This is a genomic window from Paenibacillus sp. FSL L8-0340 (assembly GCF_038593145.1).
Taxonomy (GTDB): domain Bacteria; phylum Bacillota; class Bacilli; order Paenibacillales; family Paenibacillaceae; genus Paenibacillus_AQ.
Genome location: NZ_CP151967.1, coordinates 7,436,154 through 7,459,600, shown reverse-complemented (window position 1 = coordinate 7,459,600; position 23,447 = coordinate 7,436,154). Strand labels below are relative to the sequence as shown.

Below are 23,447 nucleotides of genomic sequence, written 5' to 3'. Positions count from 1 at the left end.
AGACTGTCACTCCTTTAAATCTTCCAAATGTGGCATCAGCCATGAAGTGGAAATGTCGAAGAAAATGGGTTAGTGCTGAATCTTATCCCCAATATGCAATATCAAGAGACAAAAAAATATGGATAAATTTGAATTGTTCACAACTTTATCCACAGCTTGTTGATAATATATAGAACAAACAAATCTATTCACATTCAAAAGTAATACCATCATAGCAAATGCCCCCTTATTTTTCAATGAGCGACGCCATTTTATCCACAAATTCAAGCACTTGTGTATAATTTTTAAGAACAACACTACATATTGTTGATAATTTGTTTACCGTTCGACAGTTTCCGTCATGACTTCGATTTTTTTATACACAGGTTGTGCGCATGTGTGATTAGTCGACTTCATTCTTTGCACACAGGTGGATAACTGTAAAACGCTGTGGATTAAATTTTTCAATCGGTGGATTGTGGATAAGCCGATTTAAATGTGGGGGAGTAAGGTTGGAGAGACAAGGTTGACTTTTTCGCACATTATGTGTTTAAATATATAAAGGTGTTTTCTGTGAGGATATGTCTTCAAATTATAATGACAATACTTGTAGATACTGTCCCTACTCAAAAGAGCGGCTTAGTCCGTTTCTGCTAATATGACAGTAATTAAGTTCCTGTAAGGGAGGTGCAATACATGAGACCGACGTTCAAACCGAATGTGAGCAAACGCAAGAAGGTGCATGGTTTCCGCAAAAGAATGAGCACGAAAAACGGCCGCAAAGTGCTGGCAGCCCGCCGCTTGAAAGGCAGAAAAGTTTTGAGTGCGTAAGTTAGGCCACTTAAGGACCACTGCGGTGGTCCTTTTTTAAATATAAGGGGGCTGGACAGGTGGATCATCTGATTCGCTTCCTTATATAGCCCGAGAAACGGATATCGGCCTTTATAATGAAGGAGGTTCCCTTTTTCACGAGTGCATGAATAATTGTTAAGCTCTGCAGAGGATGTTGGCTACACTTTGCGGGGCTTTTTAATGTATGCGGATGTAAATGAAGGAATAAGCCATATGTCCGGACTTAACCGTTTATGGCGGCAGCCGGATGACTATACTAATTAGAAGAAAAATTCCGGAGCTCCTCGTGTCCGGTCTTTGAATAGGAGATTCCCGTGCACAAAAGATTACGATTACGAAACCGTGCTGACTTCAGTCGCGTATATCGCCATGGGAAGTCATTTGCGAATCATCAATTTGTAGTGTATTGGTTCAGCAGAAAAGAGGTGGAGCGGTTCCGGTTGGGTGTGTCGGTTAGCAAAAAGGTCGGAAACGCCGTCGTCCGAAACCGGATGAGACGACTGGTGAAGGAAATCATCCGCCATCATGAACCGGAAATTGCCGGCGGGCTGGACATGGTCTTCATCGTTCGTAAAGGAGCACTTTCCATGGATTACGCCGAGCTGGAGAAAAGTGCGCTTCATGTACTGCGCAAAGCCAAGCTGCTCAAGGCTTCACGCAAGTAAGGGGCTTGTTTATTTGTATTCATAATTATGGTATGATTTACGGTGCAATGGAATGTTTATGAGAGGGGTTTTGAAGTGTCTCTATTGAAGACTAGACGAGGAAAACAATTTCTTCTCCTCGGCCTAATGGTACTGATGATTGCTGTTCTGTCAGGGTGCGCTCCATCATCAGCGGTTACGCACACTACGGAGGATTTGAAGAACGGAAGCTTTTGGCAAAGTAATGTCGTTTATTATTTCGCCATAGCGCTCGATACTTTCGCAAAATGGTTTGATGGACAGTATGGACTAGCCGTACTTGTAATGGTTTTGATCGTCCGCACTTTAATTTTGCCGCTTACCATGAAGCAGGTAAGGAGCTCGCGTGCGATGCAGGCCATTCAACCGGAACTCCAAAAGATCCAGAAAAAATATAAAGATCAGCCTGAAAAAGTACAGCAAGAAACGATGCGCCTGTTCCAGGAAAATAAGGTGAATCCGATTTCCGGCTGTCTGCCGCTGATTGTGCAAATGCCAATTTTTATCGCTCTATATAACTCGATCTATTACAACCCTGCTCTGCGGGAGCATTCGTTCTTGTGGCTCCAGCTCGGCAAACCCGATCATCTGTTCATCCTGCCGTTGCTGGCTGCCGCTACTACATTCCTGCAGACCAGAATGATGACCAAGATGAATCCGGTTCAACAGCAGGGCCCTATGCAGTTCATGATGATGGTATATCCGGTTTTGATTTTCATCATGTCCTACAATTTCCCTTCAGCACTTCCACTGTACTGGTTCTACAGTAACCTTTACACCATTATTCAGAACTACTTCTTATACCGCAACAACGATAAGACCAAATTGGCTGTTGCAGGTGCCGGCAGCAGCAGTGAAGTTAACCTTGTGAAGAGCAAGAATCCTGCTTCCGCTACGAAAAGCAATGGAAGCAAAGGATCGAAGGGGGCCAAAAAGTCAAAATGAGCAAAATCGTCGCAACAGGGAAAACCATTGAAGAAGCTGTAGAACGGGGACTTAACCAGCTTGGAGTTCAAAAGGACCGGGTCACGGTCAACGTACTTGAACAGCCGTCAAGAGGATTCCTTGGATTGATCGGTGCGAAGGATGCCAAGGTTGAATTAACCTTAATTGCCGAGGCCGCACCGGCATCAGCGGCGAGTGCTCCGTCAATGCCTCAGCAGTCATCTAGAGAGAGCAAACAGGAGGCTGTCGGCGGCGTGCCGCGCCAAGATTCCGGACAACCGGTGGAGGAAGCATACCAAGAAGCCGTTCATTTCATCGTGGATGTCGCCAAGAGTATGGGGCTAGAGGTAGAAGTGGAAATCGTTCATACGAAGGAATCGACCATTCTGCAAATTTCCGGTCCGGATCTGGGGCTGCTGATCGGCAGAAGAGGACAAACTCTCGATGCTTTGCAGTATTTGGCTAATATTGTGGCCAACCGTTATTCTGACAGTTTCATCCGGCTGGTGCTGGATGCGGAGAATTTCCGCGAACGCCGCAAAAAGACATTGGAAGAGCTGGCTGACCGGCTTGCGGGACGGGTAGTTCGAACCCGTAAAGAGGTCGTGCTGGAGCCGATGTCACCGCAGGAACGGAAGATTATACATGCCAGGCTGCAGGATCACCGGCAGGTCAACACCCTTAGTAAGGGTGAGGAACCGAATCGCCGTGTCGTTATAACATTGAAGTAGAGACTAATATTGCCGCAATGACTCCTTGACCAATGTAAGGGGTCATTGCTTTTTTTAAAATAGAGGAAAGTATAGATTATATTGAGGTGAATAACAGCATGCTTAGTGACACCATCGCTGCCGTATCAACGGCATTAGGCGAAGGGGGAATTGCGATCATCCGGGTGAGCGGCCCACAGGCCATCTCCCAGGTTGCACCCTTATTCCGCAGCCGGGTTCCGCTGACCGAAGCGGAATCACATACCGTTCATTACGGCCATATTATAAGTCCGGCTGACGGAGAACGAATGGAAGAAGTGCTGGTAACTGTGATGAAGGGACCACGTTCTTTTACAACAGAGGATGTAGTGGAAATCAGTGCCCATGGCGGGGTGATTTCGGTCAGAAGAGTGATGGATCTGCTGTTGCAGCAGGATATCCGATTGGCTGAGCCGGGTGAATTCACCAAGCGTGCTTTTTTGGGCGGACGAATTGACCTTTCCCAGGCAGAAGCGGTGATTGATTTGATCCGTTCCAAGTCGGACCGGGCTTTTTCCGTTGCGCTGAAGCAGGTTAGCGGTTCATTGTCCCAGCGTATCCACTCCCTGCGCCATACCCTTATCGAGACGCTGGCGCATATTGAAGTGAATATTGATTATCCCGAACATGATGTGGAAGCCTTAACCGCCGAGTTTATTAAAGACAAGAGCAGTGAAGTAATGGACGGCATTAATAAGCTGCTCAAGACTGCTAATGAAGGTAAAATTTTGCGCGAAGGCATTACGACAGCTATTGTGGGCCGTCCCAATGTCGGTAAATCATCCCTGCTGAACGCATTGGCTCGCGATAACAAAGCGATTGTAACGGATATTCCAGGAACAACGCGTGATGTCATAGAGGAATTTGTAACGATTAATAATATACCGTTGAAGCTCCTCGATACAGCAGGTATTCGTGAAACCATGGATGTCGTGGAAAAAATCGGGGTAGAGCGTTCCAAAGCAGCTTTTAGTGATGCTGACCTGATTCTACTGGTGCTGAACGCAAATGAAGAGCTGCATGAAGATGAGCTGGAACTTATGGAACAAATCCACGGTAGACAAGCCTTAGTCATCATGAATAAAATGGACTTACCGGCACGCCTGGATAAAGCCAAGCTGCACGAATATTTTAGCGAGGCCAGCATTGTCCCAATGTCGGTACTGGAAGAGGAAGGCCTGGATAAACTGGAAGAAGCTATTTCGGAGCTCTTTTTTGGCGGCAAGCTGGAATCGGGAGATTTGACCTATGTAAGTAATGTACGCCATATCGCACTGCTCAAAAAAGCGCATAGGTCGCTACAGGATGCGTACGAGGCTGCGGAGATGCATATTCCAATTGATATGATCCAGATCGATGTAAGGTTGGCTTGGGAGCAGCTTGGAGAAATTATCGGGGATACTGCTGCCGATTCTCTGCTGGATCAAATTTTCTCACAATTCTGTTTAGGCAAATAACATGCTTCTTGCGAATGATTCATTACTGAGTTATTGCAGATCATGTTCATTATATTACTGCGATTGAAACGCAGCCTTTGGGGAGGAACAAGACATGAGTTATGAAGGAGGCAGCTATGACGTTGTTGTCATAGGCGCCGGGCATGCCGGTTGCGAGGCTGCTCTGGCGGCTGCACGCATGGGCTGCAATACGTTGATGATTACGATAAACCTGGATATGGTGGCGTTTATGCCCTGCAATCCGTCCATTGGCGGACCAGCCAAGGGCCATGTAGTTCGCGAAATTGATGCACTCGGCGGTGAAATGGGCCGCAACATCGATAAGACATACATTCAATTGCGTATGCTTAACACAGGCAAAGGACCCGCCGTCCATGCCTTGCGCGCGCAAGCGGATAAATTCCTGTATCAGCATGCGATGAAAGAAACGATGGAGAAAACCCCTAACCTAACGCTGCGCCAGGGTATGGTGGAGGAACTTATCGTTGAAGACGGCCGCTGTGTGGGCGTAATTACGAAGACAGGTACAGTCTACCGCAGCAAGACGGTTATTCTGACGACTGGAACTTATTTGCGGGGCAAAGTGATTATGGGTGAGCTGACATATGAGAGCGGGCCGAATAATCAGCAGCCTTCAGTACGGTTGTCCGAAAATTTGCGTGAGCTTGGTTTTGATCTGGTGCGCTTTAAGACAGGGACACCCCCACGTGTGCATAAGGACACGATTGATTTTTCCAAAACAGAAATTCAGCCGGGTGACGACAAACCGAAGTTCTTCTCATTTGAAACGAAGTCGTCGCAGAATGAGCAGCTTCCTTGCTGGCTCACCTATACCTCTGAAGTGACTCATCAGATCATTAATGACAATCTTCATCGGGCGCCGATGTTTACTGGAATAATTGAAGGAACAGGACCCCGTTATTGTCCTTCTATAGAAGATAAAGTTGTCCGTTTCAGCGATAAATCCAAACACCAGATATTCCTTGAACCGGAAGGGAAAAACACATCGGAATACTATGTACAAGGACTTTCCACAAGTCTTCCTGAGGATGTTCAGCTGGCGGTTCTGCGTTCGATTCCAGGGATGGAAAAGGTCGAAATGATGCGTAATGGTTATGCGATTGAATATGATGCCATGGTTCCTACACAGTTATGGCCTTCGCTGGAAACCAAACGTTTGCCTGGGCTGTTCACTGCCGGTCAAATCAATGGCACCTCCGGCTATGAAGAAGCAGCCGGGCAAGGGGTTATGGCAGGCATTAATGCAGCGCGGAAAGTTCAGGATAAAGAACCGGTAGTACTTGATCGGTCACAAGGTTATATTGGCGTACTGATTGATGATTTGGTGACCAAAGGAACTAATGAACCTTATCGTCTGCTCACCTCGCGTGCTGAATATCGTCTGCTGCTTCGCCATGATAATGCTGACCTGCGTCTGACTCCTATCGGACATGATATTGGTCTGATCCCAGAGCAGCGGTATACGGCTTTCCTGGATAAAAAAGAGCGTGTTGAACGTGAAATCGTCCGGCTCCAGGAAACTAAGGTAAAACCAGTGGAGGTCAATGATGCGCTTGCAGGTTATGAGTCTGCCCCAATCGTAGATGGAAGCAATATGCTTACCCTGATGCGCCGCCCTGAGCTTACGTATAGTTTCGTGGACCAGGTTTCTCCTTCTCCTGAAGCACTGGACGAAGAGATGAAGGAGCAGGTTGAAATTCAGATTAAATATGCCGGATATATCGAGAAACAGCTGCAGCATGTGGAAAAGCTGCAAAAGATGGAGAAGAAGAAGATTCCTGACACTATCAACTATAACGAAATTCATGGATTGGCAATGGAAGCGCGGCAGAAGCTGACTAAAATTGCTCCAATCTCAATCGGGCAGGCTTCGCGGATAGCTGGAGTAACACCAGCAGATATTTCGATTCTTCTTGTACATTTGGAGCATTTCAATCGTGTGACGGCAGCGAAAGGATAATCTATGGATAATACTGTAGCACAGTTTACGGCTCTACTTCAGGAACAGGGAATCAAGCTGAACCCGGAGCAGCTTAAGCAATTTGAGCTTTATTATCAGGAACTGGTTTCCTGGAATGAAAAAATGAATCTCACCGGAATTACCGAACGGGATCAGGTATATACCAAGCATTTTTATGATTCCCTTTCACTTGCTTTCTATTTAAAAATGGAAGATGCGAAAAGCTTGGCTGATATCGGATCAGGAGCCGGCTTCCCAGGGATTCCGCTAAAGATTTGTTTCCCGCATTTGAAGCTGACAATTGTTGATTCCCTAAGCAAACGAATTTCCTTTCTCCAGCATGTATGCGATACACTTGGATTAGAAAATGTTCAACTGATTCATGGCCGGGCAGAGGATGTATCCCGACAATTTGTTCATCGCGATGCCTATGATATAGTTACGGCCCGGGCGGTTGCCCGTTTATCCTTGTTGAATGAATTCTGTCTTCCGTTTACAAAAAAAGAGGGTGTGTTTGCAGCAATGAAGGGTAGTGATCCTGCTGAGGAACTAAAGGAGGCGAAGTTCAGTTTCAAGGAGCTTCGCGCTGAACTGCAAAAAGTTGAATCCTTCAGCTTACCCGTAGAGGAATCTGCCAGACATATCGTTATTATTCGCAAGACAGGAGCTACTCCAGCAAAATATCCGCGTAAAGCGGGAATTCCGGCCAAATCTCCTTTGATCTGATTGTTTCACGTGAAACATCGTTTAAGAGAATAAATGTTGTAAAGATCAAGTCCTTATTCTTAGGGCTTGATCTTTTTTTATATTTCCCCATAACTTTATTCGTGGCATGCATTGCAGGAAAAATAGGTCCATATGGAGAATAGGATTATGAGCGGAAAAGTGATAGAATAATATAGTAAGACTTTTTACCAACAAAACTGCAATATCTTTTGAAACAAAATCAATAGAAGCTTTCTTTTTGCTGTACGATACGATAAGCTTTTCGCTAGGCAGGGTCAAGGCGATCGTACTATAACGAAATTAGGTGGTAATGAACGGAATGAAAGAACAATTCACCAAGCTTTTTGGATTTACCGAGCGGAGCAGCGGAGAAGAGATCAAACAAATCCCGGTTCATGAGGTCATCAGTAGTCCTTATCAGCCACGGACTATTTTTGATGACGATAAGATAGACGAGCTCTGTCAGACTATCAAAACTCACGGTGTGATCCAGCCTATTGTCGTGCGGATGCGCGATTCCCAGTATGAGATTATCGCGGGTGAACGGCGCTGGCGGGCTGTGAAGAAGCTTGGTCTGGGGACAATTCCGGCTATTGTTCGTGAGTTCAATGATTCACAGGCTGCATCTATTGCCTTAATCGAGAATTTGCAGCGTGAAGGTTTGACCTCAATTGAAGAAGCTATCGCCTATCAGAAATTGATTGATCTTCATCAATTGACTCAAGAAAGCTTGGCACAGCGTCTCGGTAAAAGCCAGTCAACAATCGCGAATAAAATCCGCTTGCTGCAATTACCTGAACAGGTTAAAACTTCACTTATGGAACGCCAAATCACAGAACGGCATGCCCGTTCCTTATTATCTCTAGACAGTGTGGAAATGCAGTTGAAGGTGCTTGCGGAGATTATTTCTAAAGGCTTAAATGTTAAGCAGACAGAGGCAAGAATCGCATTTTATAAAGCTGTGAATCAGACCAAAAAATCCAAACGGGTTTCCTATACAAAGGATGTCCGGCTCGCTCTAAATACAATTCGTCAATCCATAGATATGGTATCAGGTTCTGGAATGGAGATTAAAACCTCGGAAAATGACCGCGGTGACCATTACGAGATCGTAATCCAAATCCCAAAAAGATAATTCGTTTTAAAAGCTGAAGGCGGCCCTGAGGTGATTGGCCGCCTTTTCTGTGACTTGAACCGGAGTATATCACATAAGACAGAAATGAAATGATACTTGTATATTTGTCTATATTTCTCGCAAAAAGTGATGCCGTATTCAATTTACGATTGCGCCGTAAAACAACTCACGACCTACAAGATGATTCTTCCTAACAATTCGAGGTGAAATAAGTGTCCAAGATTATTGCCATAGCAAATCAAAAAGGTGGAGTCGGTAAAACGACAACCTCTGTGAACCTTGGTGCCGGTATGGCTACTTTAGGGAAAAGAGTGCTTCTTGTCGATATTGATCCGCAAGGCAACACTACAAGCGGCGTTGGCGTCAACAAAGCGGATGTAGCAAATTGCATTTATGATATTCTTATTAATGAAGTGAATCCTCAGGAAACGATATTGGAAACACAAATTGAGGGGCTTCATATTATCCCGGCAACGATTCAATTGGCGGGTGCGGAGATTGAATTGGTATCTACAATTTCCAGAGAGCTGAAGCTGAAGAAGGCGCTTAATGCAGTGAAGAGCAATTATGATTATATTATCATTGATTGTCCTCCATCATTGGGTATCCTTACCATTAATTCACTGACGGCTGCGGATTCAGTGATTATTCCTATCCAGTGTGAATATTATGCCCTTGAGGGATTAAGCCAGTTGCTTAATACTGTAAGGCTTGTACAAAAGAACCTCAACCCGCATTTAAAGATTGAAGGGGTATTATTAACCATGCTTGATGCCCGGACTAATCTGGGGATTCAAGTGATTGAAGAAGTGAAAAAGTATTTTCAGGAAAAGGTTTACAAAACTATTATCCCACGCAATGTACGGCTAAGTGAAGCGCCTTCCCATGGGCAATCCATTATTACTTATGATACCCGTTCCAAAGGAGCGGAAGTTTACTTAGAGTTGGCAAAGGAAGTGATCTCTTATGAGTAAGCGTTTAGGGAAAGGTCTCGATGCGTTAATTCCGTCCTTGTCTATCAATGAAGACGATAAGGTTGTGGAGATACCTTTAGGACAATTGCGCGCTAACCCTTATCAGCCCCGTAAGGACTTTAATGAGGAAGCCATACAAGAGTTGGCTGAATCCATAAGACAACATGGTGTAATTCAACCGATTATTGTTCGCGCAGTGCTGAAAGGTTATGAAATCATCGCTGGTGAACGCAGATTCCGTGCTTCACAATATTGTGGAAAGGCAACCATTCCTGCTGTTGTGCGAAGTCTTAGCGACCAGCAAGTCATGGAAATTGCCCTGATTGAAAATCTACAGCGGGAAAATTTGAATGCGATGGAAATTGCAGTTGCTTATCAAGGGCTAATGGATCAATTTTCGCTTACCCAAGAGGAGCTTTCACTGAAGGTTGGTAAATCAAGATCGCATATCGCTAACTTTTTACGACTGCTGACTTTGCCGGAAGAAGTGAAGGAATATGTTTCACGTGGAACAATTTCCATGGGACATGCTCGGGCAATCGTTGCCTTGAAAGATCCGGAGACGGTGAAACAGTTGGCGGATCAATGTGTGGAACAGCAGTGGAATGTCAGACAGTTAGAAGAGGTCGTAAAGAATCTGGACCGTAAACCTACCAATGGCATAAAAGCGAAAGTTGTTAAACGTGATCCATACATTGATAATGTTGAAGAAGGATTGCGCGAGCGATTCAAAACAACAGTGAAGATTAAACAAGGTAAAGAAAAAGGGAGAATTGAAATCAATTATTACAGTGCCCAAGACCTGGAAAGATTACTGGAACTATTGGGAAACTGATTTGGATATCTGTGCCCGAAAACATATCCTGAGATATCCTTTAGCGGATATGGAAGGGTGTGTTTTTTAAATGAAAAAAAGTGAGGGTGGAGAGATGGGAAAATTGATTTATTTAGATCATGCGGCAACTTCATGGCCTAAGCCCCCAGAGGTGGCTGCTGCGATGCTGGATGCCCTGCAACACTCCGGCGCGAATGCCGGCCGTGGTAATCACTCGCTCGCCATTGGGACAGGCAGGGTGCTGGTGAGAGCGCGAAGCATGCTTGCTGAACTTTTTTCTATCTCCAACGCTCAGGATATTGCCTTTACCCACAATACAACAATGGGGCTAAATATGGCCATTAAGGGTACACTGCAACGGGGGGATCATGTCATCTCAACGATGACAGAACATAATTCCGTTCGTAGGCCGCTGGAGTATTTACGCCGGACTTTAGAAGTGGAAGTAGATTATTTGCGCGTCGATGCTAAAGGCCAGGTCGATTTGCTGGAGCTTCAAAAAACATTAAGACGAAATACTAAAATGGTGATCTGCAATCATAGTTCCAATCTGCTGGGCAGTATTCTGCCAATCGGAGAAATTGGCGATATCGCAAAGTCTCACGGGGCGGTGTTTCTGGTGGATGCTGCGCAAAGTGCCGGGACGCTGGAAATAGATGTAGCCCAAATGAATATTGATTTACTTGCATTTCCTGGTCATAAAGGGCTGCTTGGACCGCAGGGGACAGGGGGGCTATATATTGCTCCAAACCTTGATTTAGAGCCACTGATGCATGGAGGGACAGGCAGCCAGTCTGAAAACAGTGAACAGCCTACTGTTCGGCCTGACCGGTATGAAGCGGGGACACAGAACGCTGTGGGGATAGCCGGGCTGCTTGCAGGCTTGAAAAGGATTAAGTCTTTAGGCCCGGTGAATATTCACCGGCAGGAATGGCTGCTGACACAGAAACTAATGGAAGGTTTGTCCGGCATTCCTGGTATGAGGTTGCTTGGGCCTGAAATTGGTGTTTCGCGTAGTGGAATTGTTTCGTTTACAATAGAAGGGCAGGAGTCGGCAGAGATTGCACATCGGCTGGACCGGGAGTATAACATTGCTGTGCGTGCCGGGATGCACTGTACCCCGTTGGCCCATAAAGCGGCGGAGACACTGGAAAGCGGTGCTGTACGGGCAAGTGTAGGAGTCAGCTCCACAGAAGATGATATAAACAGAATGCTGGTCGCCATGGAGGAACTATATGGCTTTGCCCGCAGCAGATAAATACGAAGGATGGTCCATATATGTCAGAATTGAATCAGTTAATAAATGAACAATTATCCTGGTTTGTTATTGCGTTCACCGTTGTGGTTATAATAATGGCTATAGTGTTGATTCTTCAGAGCAACAAGCTTGGCAAGATGCGGCGCAGATATGAAACGATGATGAGCGGTAGCGGTGTGGAAGATCTGGAAAGCTTGTTAATTGATCTTAAGAATCAAGGCGATATGCTGGAAGAGGAGCAGAAGGAACATAAGGCTTTGATTGAAGCTGCTCAGGCTAAAATGCGCGGCATGAAGTCAAAAATGGCTCTGAAGCGATATAATGCCTTCGGTGAACGCGGAAATGACCTGAGCTTTTCGCTGGCAATAGTGGATGACAATCGCAGCGGAATTGTGCTCACCAGTCTTCATAATCGTGAGAACTCCTATATCTATTCCAAACCGCTTGAAGCGGGAGAATCCCAATATCCTTTGTCTCCAGAAGAGAAGGAAGTTATTGCTCTCGCGTTGCAGCAGATTTAGCGTGAAGATTCCACTGTTTCAAGGCGGAATGGAGGCTGACAGCAATAATATCAGATAACCGCATTACAAGACTCAATCTTGTATTTTGTAATACGAAATACTCCATAAATCCGCCTACGTTAACGATGCCAGTCAGATGGATATCGCCAACAGGGGGAAGTTGCTTGTTAACGCCGGCTCCGGGCTTTAAAGGTCCATCTACGACCTGAATACAGCCGACACTCGTAGAATGTCCCAGGCAGGCATCAATACCAATGATAAAAGGGTTATTATATTTCTCTCGGATGAGGGTAAGTGTTTCTTCCAGATTAACGGCATGCACAGGCTCGTCCAGTGTTCCATACAGCTGGAACAGAGGGCTGTGGAACCGCGCCAAGGCTGTTCCAACCAGCGGTCCGAGTGAATCTCCGGTTGAACGGTCCGTGCCTATACAGACGATTATAATCGGTGTATCGGGACGGGTGCGGGAAAAGTGAAAAAGCAGACGGTGAGTAATAGCAGAATAGATATTGGGATCGTCATGTGATATTTTTAAACAGGATGGTTCTTGCAGTGGTGCAGCTTTAGAAGAAGAATTCATAAAATCTTCCTTTCTGAAGGGGACTCTACCAAAATATCAGCAGGCTTGTCTTTCCATTGAAAGGTTGCTGATGATCCTAGTATATGGATGAAAGAGATTTTTTATACTACAGGGGCAAGAGATAGGACGTTTAACCCAGAGGGAGGCGTGGAGATGGAGGAAGAGCTGCTGATTGCTTTTGATTCTACGCAGCAGGCGCTGCGCGCCGAAATGCTGCTGGAATACGCGGAAATCGAAATTGATATCTTCCCGACTCCCAAAGAAATTACAGCAGGCTGTGCAATGTCTATTCAGTTCTTTCGGGGGGCCATCGGGGAAGTCCGGAAGATTATAGCGGAGCAGGACGTTGAAATCCGCGGGATCTATGGCAAGGACAATGAAGGAAGAGGTTATACACTTATCGCGGAAGGGGAGGAGTAGATGAATAAGTGGATGTTGAATGCAGAAGAACATACAGATCCATTGAAAGCCGCATATACTCTTAGTGATAAGGTGTGGGAGTTTTTCACCAACACGGAGATGTGGGCAAATGTGCTGTTTTCGGGCTTGCGGATTCTTATCATCTTTATCCTGACACGGGTCATTATAAAAGTGGTATCCAAGATCATTGACCGTTCAATGGAGCGGGAGACCCGTGGAAGAATGTTAGTGAACAGCCGCCGGTTCTCAACCGTTGGGGGACTGCTGAAGAATGTGGTTACGTTTATCTGTAATTTTGTAATGATCATGATAATTCTCGCTGAATTTAATTTCAATTTGGGACCACTGCTGGCAGGAGCCGGGGTAGTGGGGCTTGCTATTGGTTTTGGAGCGCAGAGTTTGGTCAAAGATGTAATTACCGGATTCTTTATCATTTTTGAGGATCAGTTCGCGGTAGGCGATGTAATCCAGACCGGTACTTATAAAGGGACTGTAGAGATGATTGGTCTCAGAACGACAAGACTGCTGAGTACTACCGGTGAGGTTCATATCATCCCGAATGGCACCATTATCAATGTGACCAACTATTCACTTGCCAATGCTTTGGCAGTGGTGGATGTTCCGGTGAAAATAGAGCGGGGGCTTGAAGCCACTCTTTCATTGATTGGTGAAGCGCTTGTGGGGATTGAGGAACGTAATTCAAATGTACTCGCGTACCCGAATATACTGGGTATTCAGTCCATGAGCACTTCAGAATATGTGATTCGTGTAGCGGCGAATTGTCTCCCTAACGCCAGAGACTCGGCAGAACGGCAGATCCAGAGCGATATCAAACAGGCGCTGGAGAAGCAGACTAGTCTGGAGGCGGCTAAGGCCGAGCAGGAAGCGCGTGAGCTGGCGGGACGCGTAGCAATGGCGGAAGCGGAAGCCGAGGCGCTTGAAGCGGCACGGAGAGCCCGGGAAACCGAGGGGAATAACCCGAGAAGGCAAGTCGCTGCGGCTCAGGAAAGAGAAGGCGAAGAGGGGGAAGAGTGATGGAACGGAAGGTTTTCCAGTTAGGTGATGTTGTGCTGATGAAGAAGCCGCATCCTTGCGGTACTAATGAAATGGAGATTATCCGCATGGGTATGGACATCCGCATTAAGTGCACCGGCTGCCAGCATAGTGTCCTGATTCCCCGTGCAAAGTTCGAAAAGAACATGAAAAAGGTTCTGCGTGCAGCGCAAAGCGGACTTGAATAATTAAGCTTGCAAAGCAAGCTGCATCATGATACAATAATTCTTGCTGCGGAGAGGTACCCAAGAGGCCCAAGGGGGCTGACTCGAAATCAGTTAGGCGTGTCACAGCGTGCGTGGGTTCGAATCCCACCCTCTCCGCCACTACAGCACTTTATAATCGTTAATCCAACCTTCGCTGATCGGCGGAGGTTTTTTTATTTGTACTTGATCAACAACAAAAAAGAGGAACCCTATCGGGTCCCTCTCCAGAGGCAGTACATCAATGATGTTCGGAATTTCTCTGTGTAAAGCCGCTAAAGTGATTGGGTTGTGCTGAGACTGTGCTTTTTTTAGGAGCCCAGCCCTTACTCTTCCCGGGTTACAATAGTTGCTGAATCAGAATCCCAGTGATTGTGTTCGTCTACGACGTCCAACGGAACCACACCTCTCTTTTGTACTGCCTGAGTTTATTATGGGACAGGATCGACTCTTTTATACATGATGCTCAAAAATTAATGGACCCGCGCTTTCTCGACCTTTTTCCATTTGCGGTTTTTGTTGGTGGTTTCGGGGAAGGTATCACCCTTTTCCATTTCGATCCGTTTCGGATTATTGATCTGTGTGTGGAAGCTGCGTGCTTCGCCTACTTCCATGTAGACACCGGGGTTAGGTGCTTTGTCGCCTTTTTCATATTCCGTCTGTTCGCCCATGATATCCCTCCTTCTCTAGAGTGGTGAATACAGTTATATTGTGCGCACTCATGAGGTTGTTCATGTAGCTAAAAAGTACCTGGAAATGGTATTGATTAATATTGCTTGCACTCGTCAGAACTATTTGGTATATTAATATGGTGCGAGTCTATGTTTGTGCTCGTTCCTTGCTCCTGACGTGATTAGGGGCCGCAGACCATAAGGAGGTGAAAATTATGCGCAAATATGAAGTCATGTACATTATTCGTCCTGACATTGAACAAGAAGCCGTTCAAGCAGCAGTCGAAAAATTCCAAGGCATCATCTCCAACGGCGGAGAAATTACAAAGCACGATGTGCAAGGTAAACGCCGTCTTGCGTATGAGATCAAGAAATTCCGTGATGGCGTTTATGTTTTGGTTAACTTCAATGCAGAACCTGCAGTAGTTACCGAATTGGAACGTCTCATGAAGATTTCCGACGAAGTAATTCGTTATCTCATTACGAACGACGTTGCCTAAGATGTTGACAAGCTTTGTAATTGATCGCGTTAAAGGAGGGGATTGAATTGTTGAACCGTATCATTCTGATCGGTCGGTTGACCCGTGACCCGGAACTTCGTTATACTCCCGCTGGTGTAGCCGTAACGCAGTTTACACTTGCTGTAGACCGCAACTTTACGGGCCAGAACGGTGAACGCGAGGCGGACTTCATCCCGGTAGTAACCTGGAGACAGCTGGCTGAGACCTGTGCCAATTACTTGCGCAAAGGACGTCTGACAGCCGTGGAAGGACGCATCCAAGTACGGAATTACGAGAATAACGAAGGTAAACGTGTATACGTAACCGAAGTCATTGCCGATAATGTCCGTTTCCTGGAATCTTCGCAAAACCGTGAAGGCGGAAATACACCAAGTGATGCAAGTGTTCCTGAAGAACCAGCCTATGGTGGTAGCGGTGGTAACAGTGGGCGCGGAAACAGCAATAATTTTTCGCGTAACAACAACAATAATCAAGATCCTTTTTCGGGCGATGGAAAACCGATCGATATATCGGACGATGATTTGCCATTTTAATAAGGAAGGACTGAACTGAACATGGCTTTCAAACAAAGAGAAGGCGGAGACAACGACAAAAGACCGGCACGTCGTGGTGGACGCAACAAGCGCAAAAAAGTGTGCTACTTCACTGTGAACAAAATTACTCACATTGATTATAAAGACACTGAGCTTCTTAAGAAGTTCATCAGCGAACGCGGAAAGATTTTGCCGCGTCGTGTAACAGGTACAAGTGCAAAATACCAACGCGCTCTGACCATTGCTGTAAAACGCTCGCGTCAAATCGCGCTGCTGCCTTACACAACGGAATAGGACGTTTTATACAAAGCAGCCGGGCAACCGGCTGCTTTTTTATTTGCCCCTAAACGACACCCTCCCGCATTAATCAGCTTCAGCTAAGAAGAAAGACGGATAAAACCAAATGATAGCAGGACGGCTGCGCTCAAAGTATGCCCGCTTGGTCATAAATAGTAATGTGTATATAATGAGTAAGAAATGACGGAAGCTAAACAGCCGCATAATTTAATTCTTGGAGGCATGATGATGGTCAGTGCAAGCCCCTATGTAGTCATTGAGAATGTACAAGATTCGGTAGAATATTATCAGAGCGTGTTTGGCGGGGAAATTAAGATTTTGAATGAGCATAAAGGCAAGTGGCTGCATGCAGAGCTGCATCTGGGCCAGAGTCTGATCCATTTCTCCGATGATTACGGGAAAGGCGCCAAGACGGAAAATGTCAGCATTATTATGGGGCTGGACAGTGAGGAACAGCTGCGCGGCATTTATGACAAACTGATTACTGATGGCGGTCAAGTCCTGGTTGAGCTGCAAAAGACTTTCTTCGGCGCTCTTCATGGACAAGTTGCAGATAGTAAGAATAGAATTAGTTGGGTATTGAACTGTTTTGTTGCCAATTGACGGATGTCACAGAATGTAGTAAATTACAGTTATCCTAAACTAAAGGGGAAATTTTGATGTTGGTGAGCGTTCTTAACTAAGCAATTTCATATTACCTAAACAATTAGCTGCGCCAGGTATCGGATTAGGCGATACGTGTGCTCTGTTTGAGTCTGTCCCGCGACATGCTCTGGTTGTTGAAGGTGAATGATTTAGTTAAGAACACACGAAGCGTCACGATGGCCTCTTTACGGCTGTTGTTCTCTTTGTAAAAAACCGTGCTCTTGCAGCACGGTTTTTTCTATTTTCAGAGACAACAGCCTATAAATGAGGGCAAGGACTGCCGTAGTGGCAGTCTTTGCCCTTTTTTGCGTTAGGAACAATCACGCCTGACACATTCAGGCCGACAATAGAGGAGGAGAAACATTGAATCTGCAAAGTTTGAATACCCTTGAATACGAAGAGATCAAACAGGATTTGGCACGGCATGCAGTATCCTATGAAGGAAGAAGATATGTAAATGAGCTGGCACCGATGACTTACCTGCCGGCAATCCACCGGGCAATGGATGAAACGGATGAAGCCTATGAGCTGTTGGGAAGAGGGGCAAGTGTTCCGCTGCCTTCTTTGGAGGGAATCGAGTCGATCATGTCACTGCTGGGTACGGGATATATGTATAACGAGCAGGATCTTATGTCGGTATGCACCTTTCTGAACAGCTGCAGCCAGCTGCGCAAGTATATGGCCTCCAAGGAGCAAAGTGCGCCGCGGATCGCCGCCTACGGGGCTTCTTTGCAGGAATTGAGGCATGTCAGAGAGGAAATAGAACGTTGTATCCGGTTTGGGGTCATAGAAGACCAGGCGAGTAAAGGGCTGGAGAGAGTGCGCAAGCGCCTGGCAGTGGCTAAAGAGCGGCTAAACAGGAAGCTGGAGAGTATTATGTCCAAGCACCAGTCTATCCTCCAGGAGAATCTGGTCAGCATGCGCGGCGGGCGTTATGTTATTCCTGTAAAACGCGAATATCACAAGCAGGTGAAAGGCTCAGTGCTGGATCAATCCACCAGCGGACAGACCGTCTTCGTCGAGCCTTATGATATAGCCGCCCTACAGGGAGAGCTGGAGCTGCTGGCTGCTGACGAGGCACGGGAAGAGGGAATGATTCTAAGCATGCTCAGCGGCATGGTGGAACAGGAGCAGGAAGCCTTGCGGGTCAATACCGATGTGACGGGCACGTATGATTTCATCTTTGCCAAAGCTAAGTACGCCCGCACACTTGGGGCGAGGAGAGTAGCTTTGAATGACCGTGGTTACTTGAGGATGAATGGCGGCAGGCATCCGAAGCTGAAGGATATGGTGCCGGTCAGCCTGGAGTTAGGCAAGGGCTATAAGTCTTTGATTGTAACGGGCCCCAATACTGGCGGGAAAACAGTTGTGCTCAAAACACTGGGCCTACTGACCTTAATGGTGCATTCCGGAATGCTGGTTCCTGTAGAGGAGGACTGTGACTTTGCTGTATTCAGCGATGTAATCAGTGTTATTGGAGACGGACAGAGCCTGACGCAGTCGCTGAGCACCTTTTCTGCCCAGATGAAGAGCATTGAGGGAATGCTGCAGGAAGCCGGAAAAGGGGTACTGCTGCTGATTGATGAGCTGGCGGCAGGGACAGATCCCGGTGAAGGTTTTGCTCTCTCGATAGCTATTCTTGAGGAATTGAACCGCAAAGGGGCGAATATCATTGTTACTACCCATTTTAATGAGCTAAAAGTGTTTGCTGCTTCAACCCCGGGATTCCAGAATGCGCGGATGGAGTTCGATAAAGAGACACTCCGGCCGCTCTACAAGCTGACCATTGGCGAGGCGGGTGAAAGCTACGCGCTGCAAATCGCCGAGAAGCTGGGTATCCCGGCCAATGTCATCCAGCGCTCGCAGCAGCTTGTAGCCCAGCAGCGGGAACAACAGGGCGGGAGAGTGAACTGGAGCAGCCCTTATGCCGGGCACACAGGGCACAAGACTGATGAATTGAGAGTGTCCGTTGAATCGAATGAAGAGGACAAAGAGCGGACTCAAGAAGGCGGAGAGCAGAATGACTCTGCGGAGGAAGCAGGCAGCAAGAAGCAGGCCATGAGTTTTGAGGTAGGCGATGCGGTGTATGTTAACTCCCTTGGAAGAACAGGAATTGTGTATGAGAAGCGAAATGACTTGGGAATGGTTGGGATTATGATTCAAAAGCAAAAAATGCAAATAAATCATAAACGCCTGAAACCCTACCTCTCCAAAGCGGAGCTGTACCCTGACGATTATGATTTTGATATTATTTTCGAGAGTAAGGATACCCGTAAAAAGCGCAAGCTGATGCGAAAAAGACATGTTGAAGGCGTGACGATCATCCATACGGATGAGGAGCAATAGGCATAAATTCTGAACGGAGGTCTGCCCCGAAAAGGCAGGCCTTTTTGTGTCCGACGCACAAAGGTTACAAATATGGTCTTTTCTTTACGGAGAATATTGTATATCCTCTATAATGTGGTTTATCAAAACCGTGTTTTAAAAATTTTACGTAAACTGATATATATAGCTTAAATTGGAATAACAACTAAATTTTAATAATAAGTTCAGTAAAATAAACATTAGAAAACGCTTCCATAATGGGTTATAGGAACAGAAGAAAGGAAGGAATACATGCATAAACGTAAACTTGGCGGAATGCTGATGCTCATGGCTTTCCTACTTTCAGCATGCAGCGGTTTAGGCTTAAGCAATAATTTAAATACAATATCCTTCAGCAAAACGGCTGATGAAGCGAAGGCAGGAGGTACCGTTACCTATGGCTACACCTCTCCGTTCCAGGGACTGTTTGAACCCGCTTTTTTTGAAGGAGATGATGATTCCAATGTTCTTGATTTCATTACGGAGGCTATGTTTACCGTCGAGGATGACCTGACAACCGTACCGAATATTGCTTCCTGGCAGGAATCCGAAGATCATACCGTGTTCACATTCAGCATTAAACCTGGTGTCCGCTGGCATAACGGCGATGAGCTGACGGTGGAAGACTGGAAATTTGCACTTGAGACAATTGCCAGCCCTGACTACACAGGTTCAAGGTATTACAGCGTGGAAATGATTAAGGGAGTAGAAGATTATCATAGCGGTAAAGCGAAGGAAATCTCCGGAATCAAAGTCATTGATCCTTATCGGCTGAGAATTACGGTAAATGCTGCACGCGTGAATACTATTGACAATTTGTGGCCTTATCCGATGAACAAGAAATATTATAGCGGAGTGGCTGTTAAAGATATGCCGGAAAGTGATCAGGTGCGGAAAAACCCAATTGGCATTGGCCCCTTCGAGGTAACTCAAATTCAGCCGGGGGAGCTTGTGGAAATGAAGCGGTTTGACCATTATCACCGGGGAAAGGCTTTGCTTGACGCTGTTGTATATAAGGTAGTGGATCCTGAGAGCCTTTCTCCCCAGTTCAAGGAAGGTATGATCGATATTGGAACGGTTCCGCGGGATAATTTTGCAGCCATAAAGGACTTGGATAACATTGAGGTTCTGCAATCGCCAGAGCTGTCCTACGAATATATAGGCTTCAAATTTGGACATTGGGATGATGTAACACAGCAAAATATCATGGATAACCCCAAGTTTGCAGACAAGCGCTTGCGCAAAGCTATGTATTACGCACTGGACCGTCAAGGTATTATCAATAAATTCTCCAATGGGCTGGGAACGCTGATTGAAACTCCGGTCCCCAGTACAAGCTGGGCCAAAATTGCCGGTTCAGAGATTAATACCTATCCCTATCACCCTGAACTTGCCAGGTCATTGCTTGATGAAGCGGGATATGTGGATATGGATGGCGACGGCTTGCGCGAGGACCCCAAGGGAGCTAAATTCATCATTCACTATGATGCCATGAACGGCAGCAAGACCTCAGCGCCGCGCACGCAGGCGATTCTGCAGAATTGGCGGGAGGTCGGACTGGATGTACAACTAAACGGTGGAAGTCTGAAAGAACTGAATACGTTCTACGAAGCGGTAGAGAACGATGATCCTTCGGTCGAGCTGTTTAACGGGGTATGGGGACTAGCCAGTGACCCGGATCCGTCAGGCTTGTGGCGCTCATCGGATCTGTGGAATTATTCGCGCTGGTATTCAACCCGCAGCGAAGAACTGATCCGTGAGGGTGTGGGCACCAAATCGTATGATAAGGAGCATCGCAAGCAGGTGTATTATGAGTGGCAGAAGCTGATTAACGAGGAGGTTCCGATGATCTTTTTTGCCGAACGGGCCAATATTACTGCTGTTAATCATCGACTGCAGGGGGTAAGAGTGAATGCTATAAGCAATATTGTAGAGCCGCAGAAGTGGTGGATTAAGGATATCGATTAGACATTTGAGACCGCAAAAACCGCATCCCAAAAGATCGCGGGGGTTGCGGTCTTTATGTGTTAAAGCCTAAGCTGTCAGCAGGTTTTTAAATATTTATTTGTCAAGCTGCATAACAAAATAGAGTTTTGCTCGTCATATACTTTATGGATTACAAGTGGCTGCAGCACAAATGATGTCGGTATTTGTTGTTTCTTTTTATGCGTCAAGTGATTACAATAGAAATATTGTTTCTGTGTCAAAGTTGTTTTCCAGGTTTATTCAACAATTAGAATGACCCTAATTCCTGAAAGGGGGAATACTAAAACTGAATAGGGGCAGAGAGCATGTTCAACAAAAGAAACCCAGTCATGACTGTCTGGTAAGCAGCAGGCAAGCATTGTAAATAGATCTTCAAGCAATCCTGTGTATATTCCACCATAAAGAAGGAATCCAATGATGAAGAAGAAAAAAATGAAAAAAAGGTATATTGCCCTTATAGCACTTGTAGTCATTCTCGCCGGGGGCTTTCTGTTTCAGAAACAGCTGGCCGTCGTGGCCTTTGATCTTTTCCTGTCAGACCGGGTCGAAAAAACATTGGCGGAAGAATCTTATCAGCCGCTGAACGACAAAGTCAAACCGGAGCCGGTTGTTTATAAAAGCGACCCGTTCTCTCTCATGCTTCTGGGTACAGACCAGCGTGACAATGAAACGGCGCGTTCCGATACGATGATCTATGCGGTCATTCGTCCAGAGGATTACAAAATGCTGCTCATTTCCATACCGCGTGATACGTATACCGAAATCATCGGGCATAATGACAACAAGAAAGACAAAATCACACATGCTTACGCATTTGGCGGCCAGCAAATGGCTAAGGATACGCTGGAGGCACTGCTGGGGCACGATATTCAATATTATGCCACAATTAATTTCCAAGGCCTCAAGGATGCGGTGAATGCCATTGGAGGCGTACCGCTGCCGATTAAGAAGGATATCGTAAACAAAGGCAAGGATCACGAGAAATTTACGATTGAGGGCGGCAAGCCGAACTACGATGGTGAAGAGGCGCTCAATTACACCCGTTACCGGGAGGACAGTGATTTTAACCGGACCAAACGGCAGCAGGTCTTTATTGATGTGGTTGCGAATAAAATGTTATCAATCAGTCAAATCGGCAAGATCCCTGAGCTGCTGGACATTATGGGTGAAAATTTCAAGACCGATATCGAGCCGTCCACCATTATTAGCCTGGCCAAGAAATTCATGAGCGGCAAAGACATGGATATTTCCAGCTTTACCGTGATGGGTGAAGGGGAGCGCATCAACGGATTGTATTACGATATCATAGATGAAGAAGACTTGAAGGAAGCGAAGGCCTTGATCGACAATTGGATGAGTGCCAGCACACCGGTTGATCAGCTGATTGAGCCGGGCAAAGCGGAGAACGCGCTGGAGCCCAAGGCTACAGCTCAAGCACAATAGAACGGTCGGGACCAATATCATATCCTAAAAAAAGCAGCAGCCATGTGCAAGGTTAGTGGCTGCTGCTTACTGTCTTCATGGTATAATGAGATGGAACTTATTGCTCGCTGAGGCGTATAACTACAATGGCCCTGTAACAAGGGGAAGGTAAGTGTTAATTCCTTCGGAACTCTTTGAGGAGGATCAAGAGATGAATATTGCGTTTTTTTTACTTCCGAAGCAGGAGGTCGCGTGCGTGACACTGGATTCAACGCTGCGGCAGACTTTGGAACGGATGGAATTTCACCGCTATACTGCTGTACCGATCCTGAACCGCAACGGGGAATATGCCGGAACCGTAACAGAAGGCGATTTGCTCTGGTACATGAAGGACTCGGGCGGGGCGGTTACGTTTGAAAATGCTTCGAAATATTTGCTTAAGGATGTGCCGCTGCGGATGAACAATCTGCCGGTATCGATCGACGCCGATATGGAGGATTTGATTAATCTGGCCAAGGTGCAGAACTTTGTGCCGGTGGTCGACGATATGAACCGATTTATCGGTATTGTCCGCCGGAGTCAAATTATTGAATATTGTGAGAAGGTTGTTTCGCGGCAATCGCAGGAATCGTTATAATTTATTGATGCATCAGATGC

Annotated in this window: 25 protein-coding genes and 1 tRNA gene; 24 read left to right on the top strand and 2 right to left on the bottom strand. The window is 46.2% G+C overall.

From position 1 onward, the window contains the following. The first annotated feature begins 675 nt into the window (after positions 1–675). The 12 genes from rpmH (at position 676) to NST07_RS34180 (ending at position 12,095) form a co-directional block, all read left to right on the top strand. Positions 676–810: a 50S ribosomal protein L34 gene (gene rpmH, locus NST07_RS34235; RefSeq protein WP_019914530.1), complete on the top strand. Its 135-nt coding sequence runs from the start codon at positions 676–678 to the stop codon at positions 808–810. 335 nt (positions 811–1,145) lie between these two features. After that, positions 1,146–1,496, top strand: a complete 351-nt coding sequence (rnpA, locus tag NST07_RS34230) for a ribonuclease P protein component (protein ID WP_038598273.1) — start codon at positions 1,146–1,148, stop codon at positions 1,494–1,496. Positions 1,497–1,571: 75 nt separating this feature from the next. After that, positions 1,572–2,459: a YidC/Oxa1 family membrane protein insertase gene (locus tag NST07_RS34225; protein ID WP_340895743.1), complete on the top strand. Its 888-nt coding sequence runs from the start codon at positions 1,572–1,574 to the stop codon at positions 2,457–2,459. Beyond that, a complete protein-coding gene (gene jag / locus NST07_RS34220; RefSeq protein ID WP_038598268.1) occupies positions 2,456–3,190 on the top strand; it encodes an RNA-binding cell elongation regulator Jag/EloR in 735 nt (244 codons plus the stop codon). Before NST07_RS34225 ends, jag begins: the two co-directional genes overlap by 4 nt. Positions 3,191–3,288: 98 nt before the next feature. After that, a complete protein-coding gene (gene mnmE / locus NST07_RS34215; protein WP_341097481.1) occupies positions 3,289–4,665 on the top strand; it encodes a tRNA uridine-5-carboxymethylaminomethyl(34) synthesis GTPase MnmE in 1,377 nt (458 codons plus the stop codon). A gap of 94 nt (positions 4,666–4,759) precedes the next feature. Beyond that, on the top strand, positions 4,760–6,646 hold the full coding sequence (gene mnmG / locus NST07_RS34210; protein WP_342480899.1) for a tRNA uridine-5-carboxymethylaminomethyl(34) synthesis enzyme MnmG: 1,887 nt from the start codon (positions 4,760–4,762) through the stop codon (positions 6,644–6,646). A 3-nt stretch (positions 6,647–6,649) separates the two neighbouring features. After that, positions 6,650–7,372 (top strand): 16S rRNA (guanine(527)-N(7))-methyltransferase RsmG, encoded by a 723-nt coding sequence (rsmG, locus tag NST07_RS34205; RefSeq protein WP_342480898.1) that lies wholly within the window; start codon positions 6,650–6,652, stop codon positions 7,370–7,372. 319 nt (positions 7,373–7,691) lie between these two features. Beyond that, entirely contained in the window at positions 7,692–8,507 is an 816-nt protein-coding gene (noc, locus tag NST07_RS34200) for a nucleoid occlusion protein (protein ID WP_341097476.1), read from the top strand. 212 nt (positions 8,508–8,719) lie between these two features. Then, positions 8,720–9,481 (top strand): AAA family ATPase, encoded by a 762-nt coding sequence (locus NST07_RS34195; RefSeq protein ID WP_038598260.1) that lies wholly within the window; start codon positions 8,720–8,722, stop codon positions 9,479–9,481. Continuing rightward, positions 9,474–10,316: a ParB/RepB/Spo0J family partition protein gene (locus NST07_RS34190; RefSeq protein WP_342480897.1), complete on the top strand. Its 843-nt coding sequence runs from the start codon at positions 9,474–9,476 to the stop codon at positions 10,314–10,316. The genes NST07_RS34195 and NST07_RS34190 overlap by 8 nt, the downstream gene beginning before the upstream one ends. Positions 10,317–10,410: 94 nt before the next feature. Next, the gene (locus tag NST07_RS34185) at positions 10,411–11,574 is read left to right on the top strand and encodes an aminotransferase class V-fold PLP-dependent enzyme (RefSeq protein ID WP_342482004.1); all 1,164 of its coding nucleotides are present in this window, start codon (positions 10,411–10,413) and stop codon (positions 11,572–11,574) included. 20 nt (positions 11,575–11,594) lie between these two features. Further along, the gene (locus tag NST07_RS34180; protein ID WP_341097473.1) at positions 11,595–12,095 is read left to right on the top strand and encodes a DUF4446 family protein; all 501 of its coding nucleotides are present in this window, start codon (positions 11,595–11,597) and stop codon (positions 12,093–12,095) included. Here the strand turns inward: NST07_RS34180 and yyaC are convergent. Beyond that, positions 12,067–12,675 carry a spore protease YyaC gene (yyaC, locus tag NST07_RS34175; protein ID WP_341097472.1) on the bottom strand — a complete coding sequence of 203 codons (609 nt, stop codon included), beginning with the start codon at positions 12,673–12,675 and terminating at the stop codon, positions 12,067–12,069. The two genes, NST07_RS34180 and yyaC, sit on opposite strands and share 29 nt — an antisense overlap. A 153-nt stretch (positions 12,676–12,828) precedes the next feature. On the opposite strand from yyaC, the gene NST07_RS34170 reads away from it, so the two are divergent. The 4 genes from NST07_RS34170 (at position 12,829) to NST07_RS34155 (ending at position 14,474) form a co-directional block, all read left to right on the top strand. Further along, positions 12,829–13,095, top strand: a complete 267-nt coding sequence (locus tag NST07_RS34170; protein WP_341097470.1) for a DUF3343 domain-containing protein — start codon at positions 12,829–12,831, stop codon at positions 13,093–13,095. Between the two features lie 12 nt (positions 13,096–13,107). Beyond that, positions 13,108–14,130 (top strand): mechanosensitive ion channel family protein, encoded by a 1,023-nt coding sequence (locus tag NST07_RS34165; protein WP_341097827.1) that lies wholly within the window; start codon positions 13,108–13,110, stop codon positions 14,128–14,130. Then, the gene (locus NST07_RS34160; protein WP_341097469.1) at positions 14,130–14,336 is read left to right on the top strand and encodes a DUF951 domain-containing protein; all 207 of its coding nucleotides are present in this window, start codon (positions 14,130–14,132) and stop codon (positions 14,334–14,336) included. The genes NST07_RS34165 and NST07_RS34160 overlap by 1 nt, the downstream gene beginning before the upstream one ends. 47 nt (positions 14,337–14,383) lie before the next feature. After that, a tRNA-Ser gene (locus NST07_RS34155) sits at positions 14,384–14,474 on the top strand. 350 nt (positions 14,475–14,824) lie between these two features. Here the strand turns inward: NST07_RS34155 and NST07_RS34150 are convergent. Beyond that, positions 14,825–15,022 (bottom strand): YjzC family protein, encoded by a 198-nt coding sequence (locus NST07_RS34150; protein WP_341097468.1) that lies wholly within the window; start codon positions 15,020–15,022, stop codon positions 14,825–14,827. Between the two features lie 215 nt (positions 15,023–15,237). Here NST07_RS34150 and rpsF point away from each other — a divergent pair, with 215 nt between their 5' ends. The 8 genes from rpsF (at position 15,238) to NST07_RS34110 (ending at position 23,427) form a co-directional block, all read left to right on the top strand. Then, positions 15,238–15,522 carry a 30S ribosomal protein S6 gene (rpsF, locus tag NST07_RS34145; RefSeq protein WP_038598251.1) on the top strand — a complete coding sequence of 95 codons (285 nt, stop codon included), beginning with the start codon at positions 15,238–15,240 and terminating at the stop codon, positions 15,520–15,522. 47 nt (positions 15,523–15,569) lie between these two features. Continuing rightward, on the top strand, positions 15,570–16,076 hold the full coding sequence (gene ssb / locus NST07_RS34140; protein ID WP_341097467.1) for a single-stranded DNA-binding protein: 507 nt from the start codon (positions 15,570–15,572) through the stop codon (positions 16,074–16,076). 21 nt (positions 16,077–16,097) lie between these two features. Then, positions 16,098–16,370: a 30S ribosomal protein S18 gene (gene rpsR / locus NST07_RS34135; RefSeq protein ID WP_019914552.1), complete on the top strand. Its 273-nt coding sequence runs from the start codon at positions 16,098–16,100 to the stop codon at positions 16,368–16,370. Between the two features lie 231 nt (positions 16,371–16,601). Next, complete coding sequence (locus NST07_RS34130; RefSeq protein ID WP_342482003.1) at positions 16,602–16,976, top strand: VOC family protein; 375 nt, start codon at positions 16,602–16,604, stop codon at positions 16,974–16,976. Between the two features lie 405 nt (positions 16,977–17,381). Continuing rightward, the gene (locus NST07_RS34125) at positions 17,382–19,364 is read left to right on the top strand and encodes a DNA mismatch repair protein MutS (protein ID WP_342480896.1); all 1,983 of its coding nucleotides are present in this window, start codon (positions 17,382–17,384) and stop codon (positions 19,362–19,364) included. 270 nt (positions 19,365–19,634) lie between these two features. Then, positions 19,635–21,350: an oligopeptide ABC transporter substrate-binding protein gene (gene opp4A / locus NST07_RS34120; RefSeq protein WP_342480895.1), complete on the top strand. Its 1,716-nt coding sequence runs from the start codon at positions 19,635–19,637 to the stop codon at positions 21,348–21,350. A 432-nt stretch (positions 21,351–21,782) separates the two neighbouring features. Then, positions 21,783–22,811: an LCP family protein gene (locus NST07_RS34115; RefSeq protein WP_341097462.1), complete on the top strand. Its 1,029-nt coding sequence runs from the start codon at positions 21,783–21,785 to the stop codon at positions 22,809–22,811. A 190-nt stretch (positions 22,812–23,001) separates the two neighbouring features. Next, positions 23,002–23,427, top strand: a complete 426-nt coding sequence (locus NST07_RS34110; RefSeq protein ID WP_020425709.1) for a CBS domain-containing protein — start codon at positions 23,002–23,004, stop codon at positions 23,425–23,427. The last annotated feature ends 20 nt before the right edge of the window (positions 23,428–23,447 follow it).

Bases quoted from the DNA above. Each gene is read 5' to 3' on its own strand.
- rpmH (WP_019914530.1), top strand. From the start codon at position 676: ATGAGACCGACGTTCAAACCGAATGTGAGCAAACGCAAGAAGGTGCAT.
- jag (WP_038598268.1), top strand. From the start codon at position 2,456: ATGAGCAAAATCGTCGCAACAGGGAAAACCATTGAAGAAGCTGTAGAA.
- mnmE (WP_341097481.1), top strand. From the start codon at position 3,289: ATGCTTAGTGACACCATCGCTGCCGTATCAACGGCATTAGGCGAAGGG.
- mnmG (WP_342480899.1), top strand. From the start codon at position 4,760: ATGAGTTATGAAGGAGGCAGCTATGACGTTGTTGTCATAGGCGCCGGG.
- rsmG (WP_342480898.1), top strand. From the start codon at position 6,650: ATGGATAATACTGTAGCACAGTTTACGGCTCTACTTCAGGAACAGGGA.
- noc (WP_341097476.1), top strand. From the start codon at position 7,692: ATGAAAGAACAATTCACCAAGCTTTTTGGATTTACCGAGCGGAGCAGC.
- NST07_RS34190 (WP_342480897.1), top strand. From the start codon at position 9,474: ATGAGTAAGCGTTTAGGGAAAGGTCTCGATGCGTTAATTCCGTCCTTG.
- NST07_RS34185 (WP_342482004.1), top strand. From the start codon at position 10,411: ATGGGAAAATTGATTTATTTAGATCATGCGGCAACTTCATGGCCTAAG.
- NST07_RS34180 (WP_341097473.1), top strand. From the start codon at position 11,595: ATGTCAGAATTGAATCAGTTAATAAATGAACAATTATCCTGGTTTGTT.
- yyaC (WP_341097472.1), bottom strand. From the start codon at position 12,675: ATGAATTCTTCTTCTAAAGCTGCACCACTGCAAGAACCATCCTGTTTA.
- NST07_RS34170 (WP_341097470.1), top strand. From the start codon at position 12,829: ATGGAGGAAGAGCTGCTGATTGCTTTTGATTCTACGCAGCAGGCGCTG.
- NST07_RS34165 (WP_341097827.1), top strand. From the start codon at position 13,108: ATGTTGAATGCAGAAGAACATACAGATCCATTGAAAGCCGCATATACT.
- NST07_RS34160 (WP_341097469.1), top strand. From the start codon at position 14,130: ATGGAACGGAAGGTTTTCCAGTTAGGTGATGTTGTGCTGATGAAGAAG.
- NST07_RS34150 (WP_341097468.1), bottom strand. From the start codon at position 15,022: ATGGGCGAACAGACGGAATATGAAAAAGGCGACAAAGCACCTAACCCC.
- rpsF (WP_038598251.1), top strand. From the start codon at position 15,238: ATGCGCAAATATGAAGTCATGTACATTATTCGTCCTGACATTGAACAA.
- rpsR (WP_019914552.1), top strand. From the start codon at position 16,098: ATGGCTTTCAAACAAAGAGAAGGCGGAGACAACGACAAAAGACCGGCA.
- NST07_RS34130 (WP_342482003.1), top strand. From the start codon at position 16,602: ATGGTCAGTGCAAGCCCCTATGTAGTCATTGAGAATGTACAAGATTCG.
- opp4A (WP_342480895.1), top strand. From the start codon at position 19,635: ATGCATAAACGTAAACTTGGCGGAATGCTGATGCTCATGGCTTTCCTA.
- NST07_RS34115 (WP_341097462.1), top strand. From the start codon at position 21,783: ATGATGAAGAAGAAAAAAATGAAAAAAAGGTATATTGCCCTTATAGCA.
- NST07_RS34110 (WP_020425709.1), top strand. From the start codon at position 23,002: ATGAATATTGCGTTTTTTTTACTTCCGAAGCAGGAGGTCGCGTGCGTG.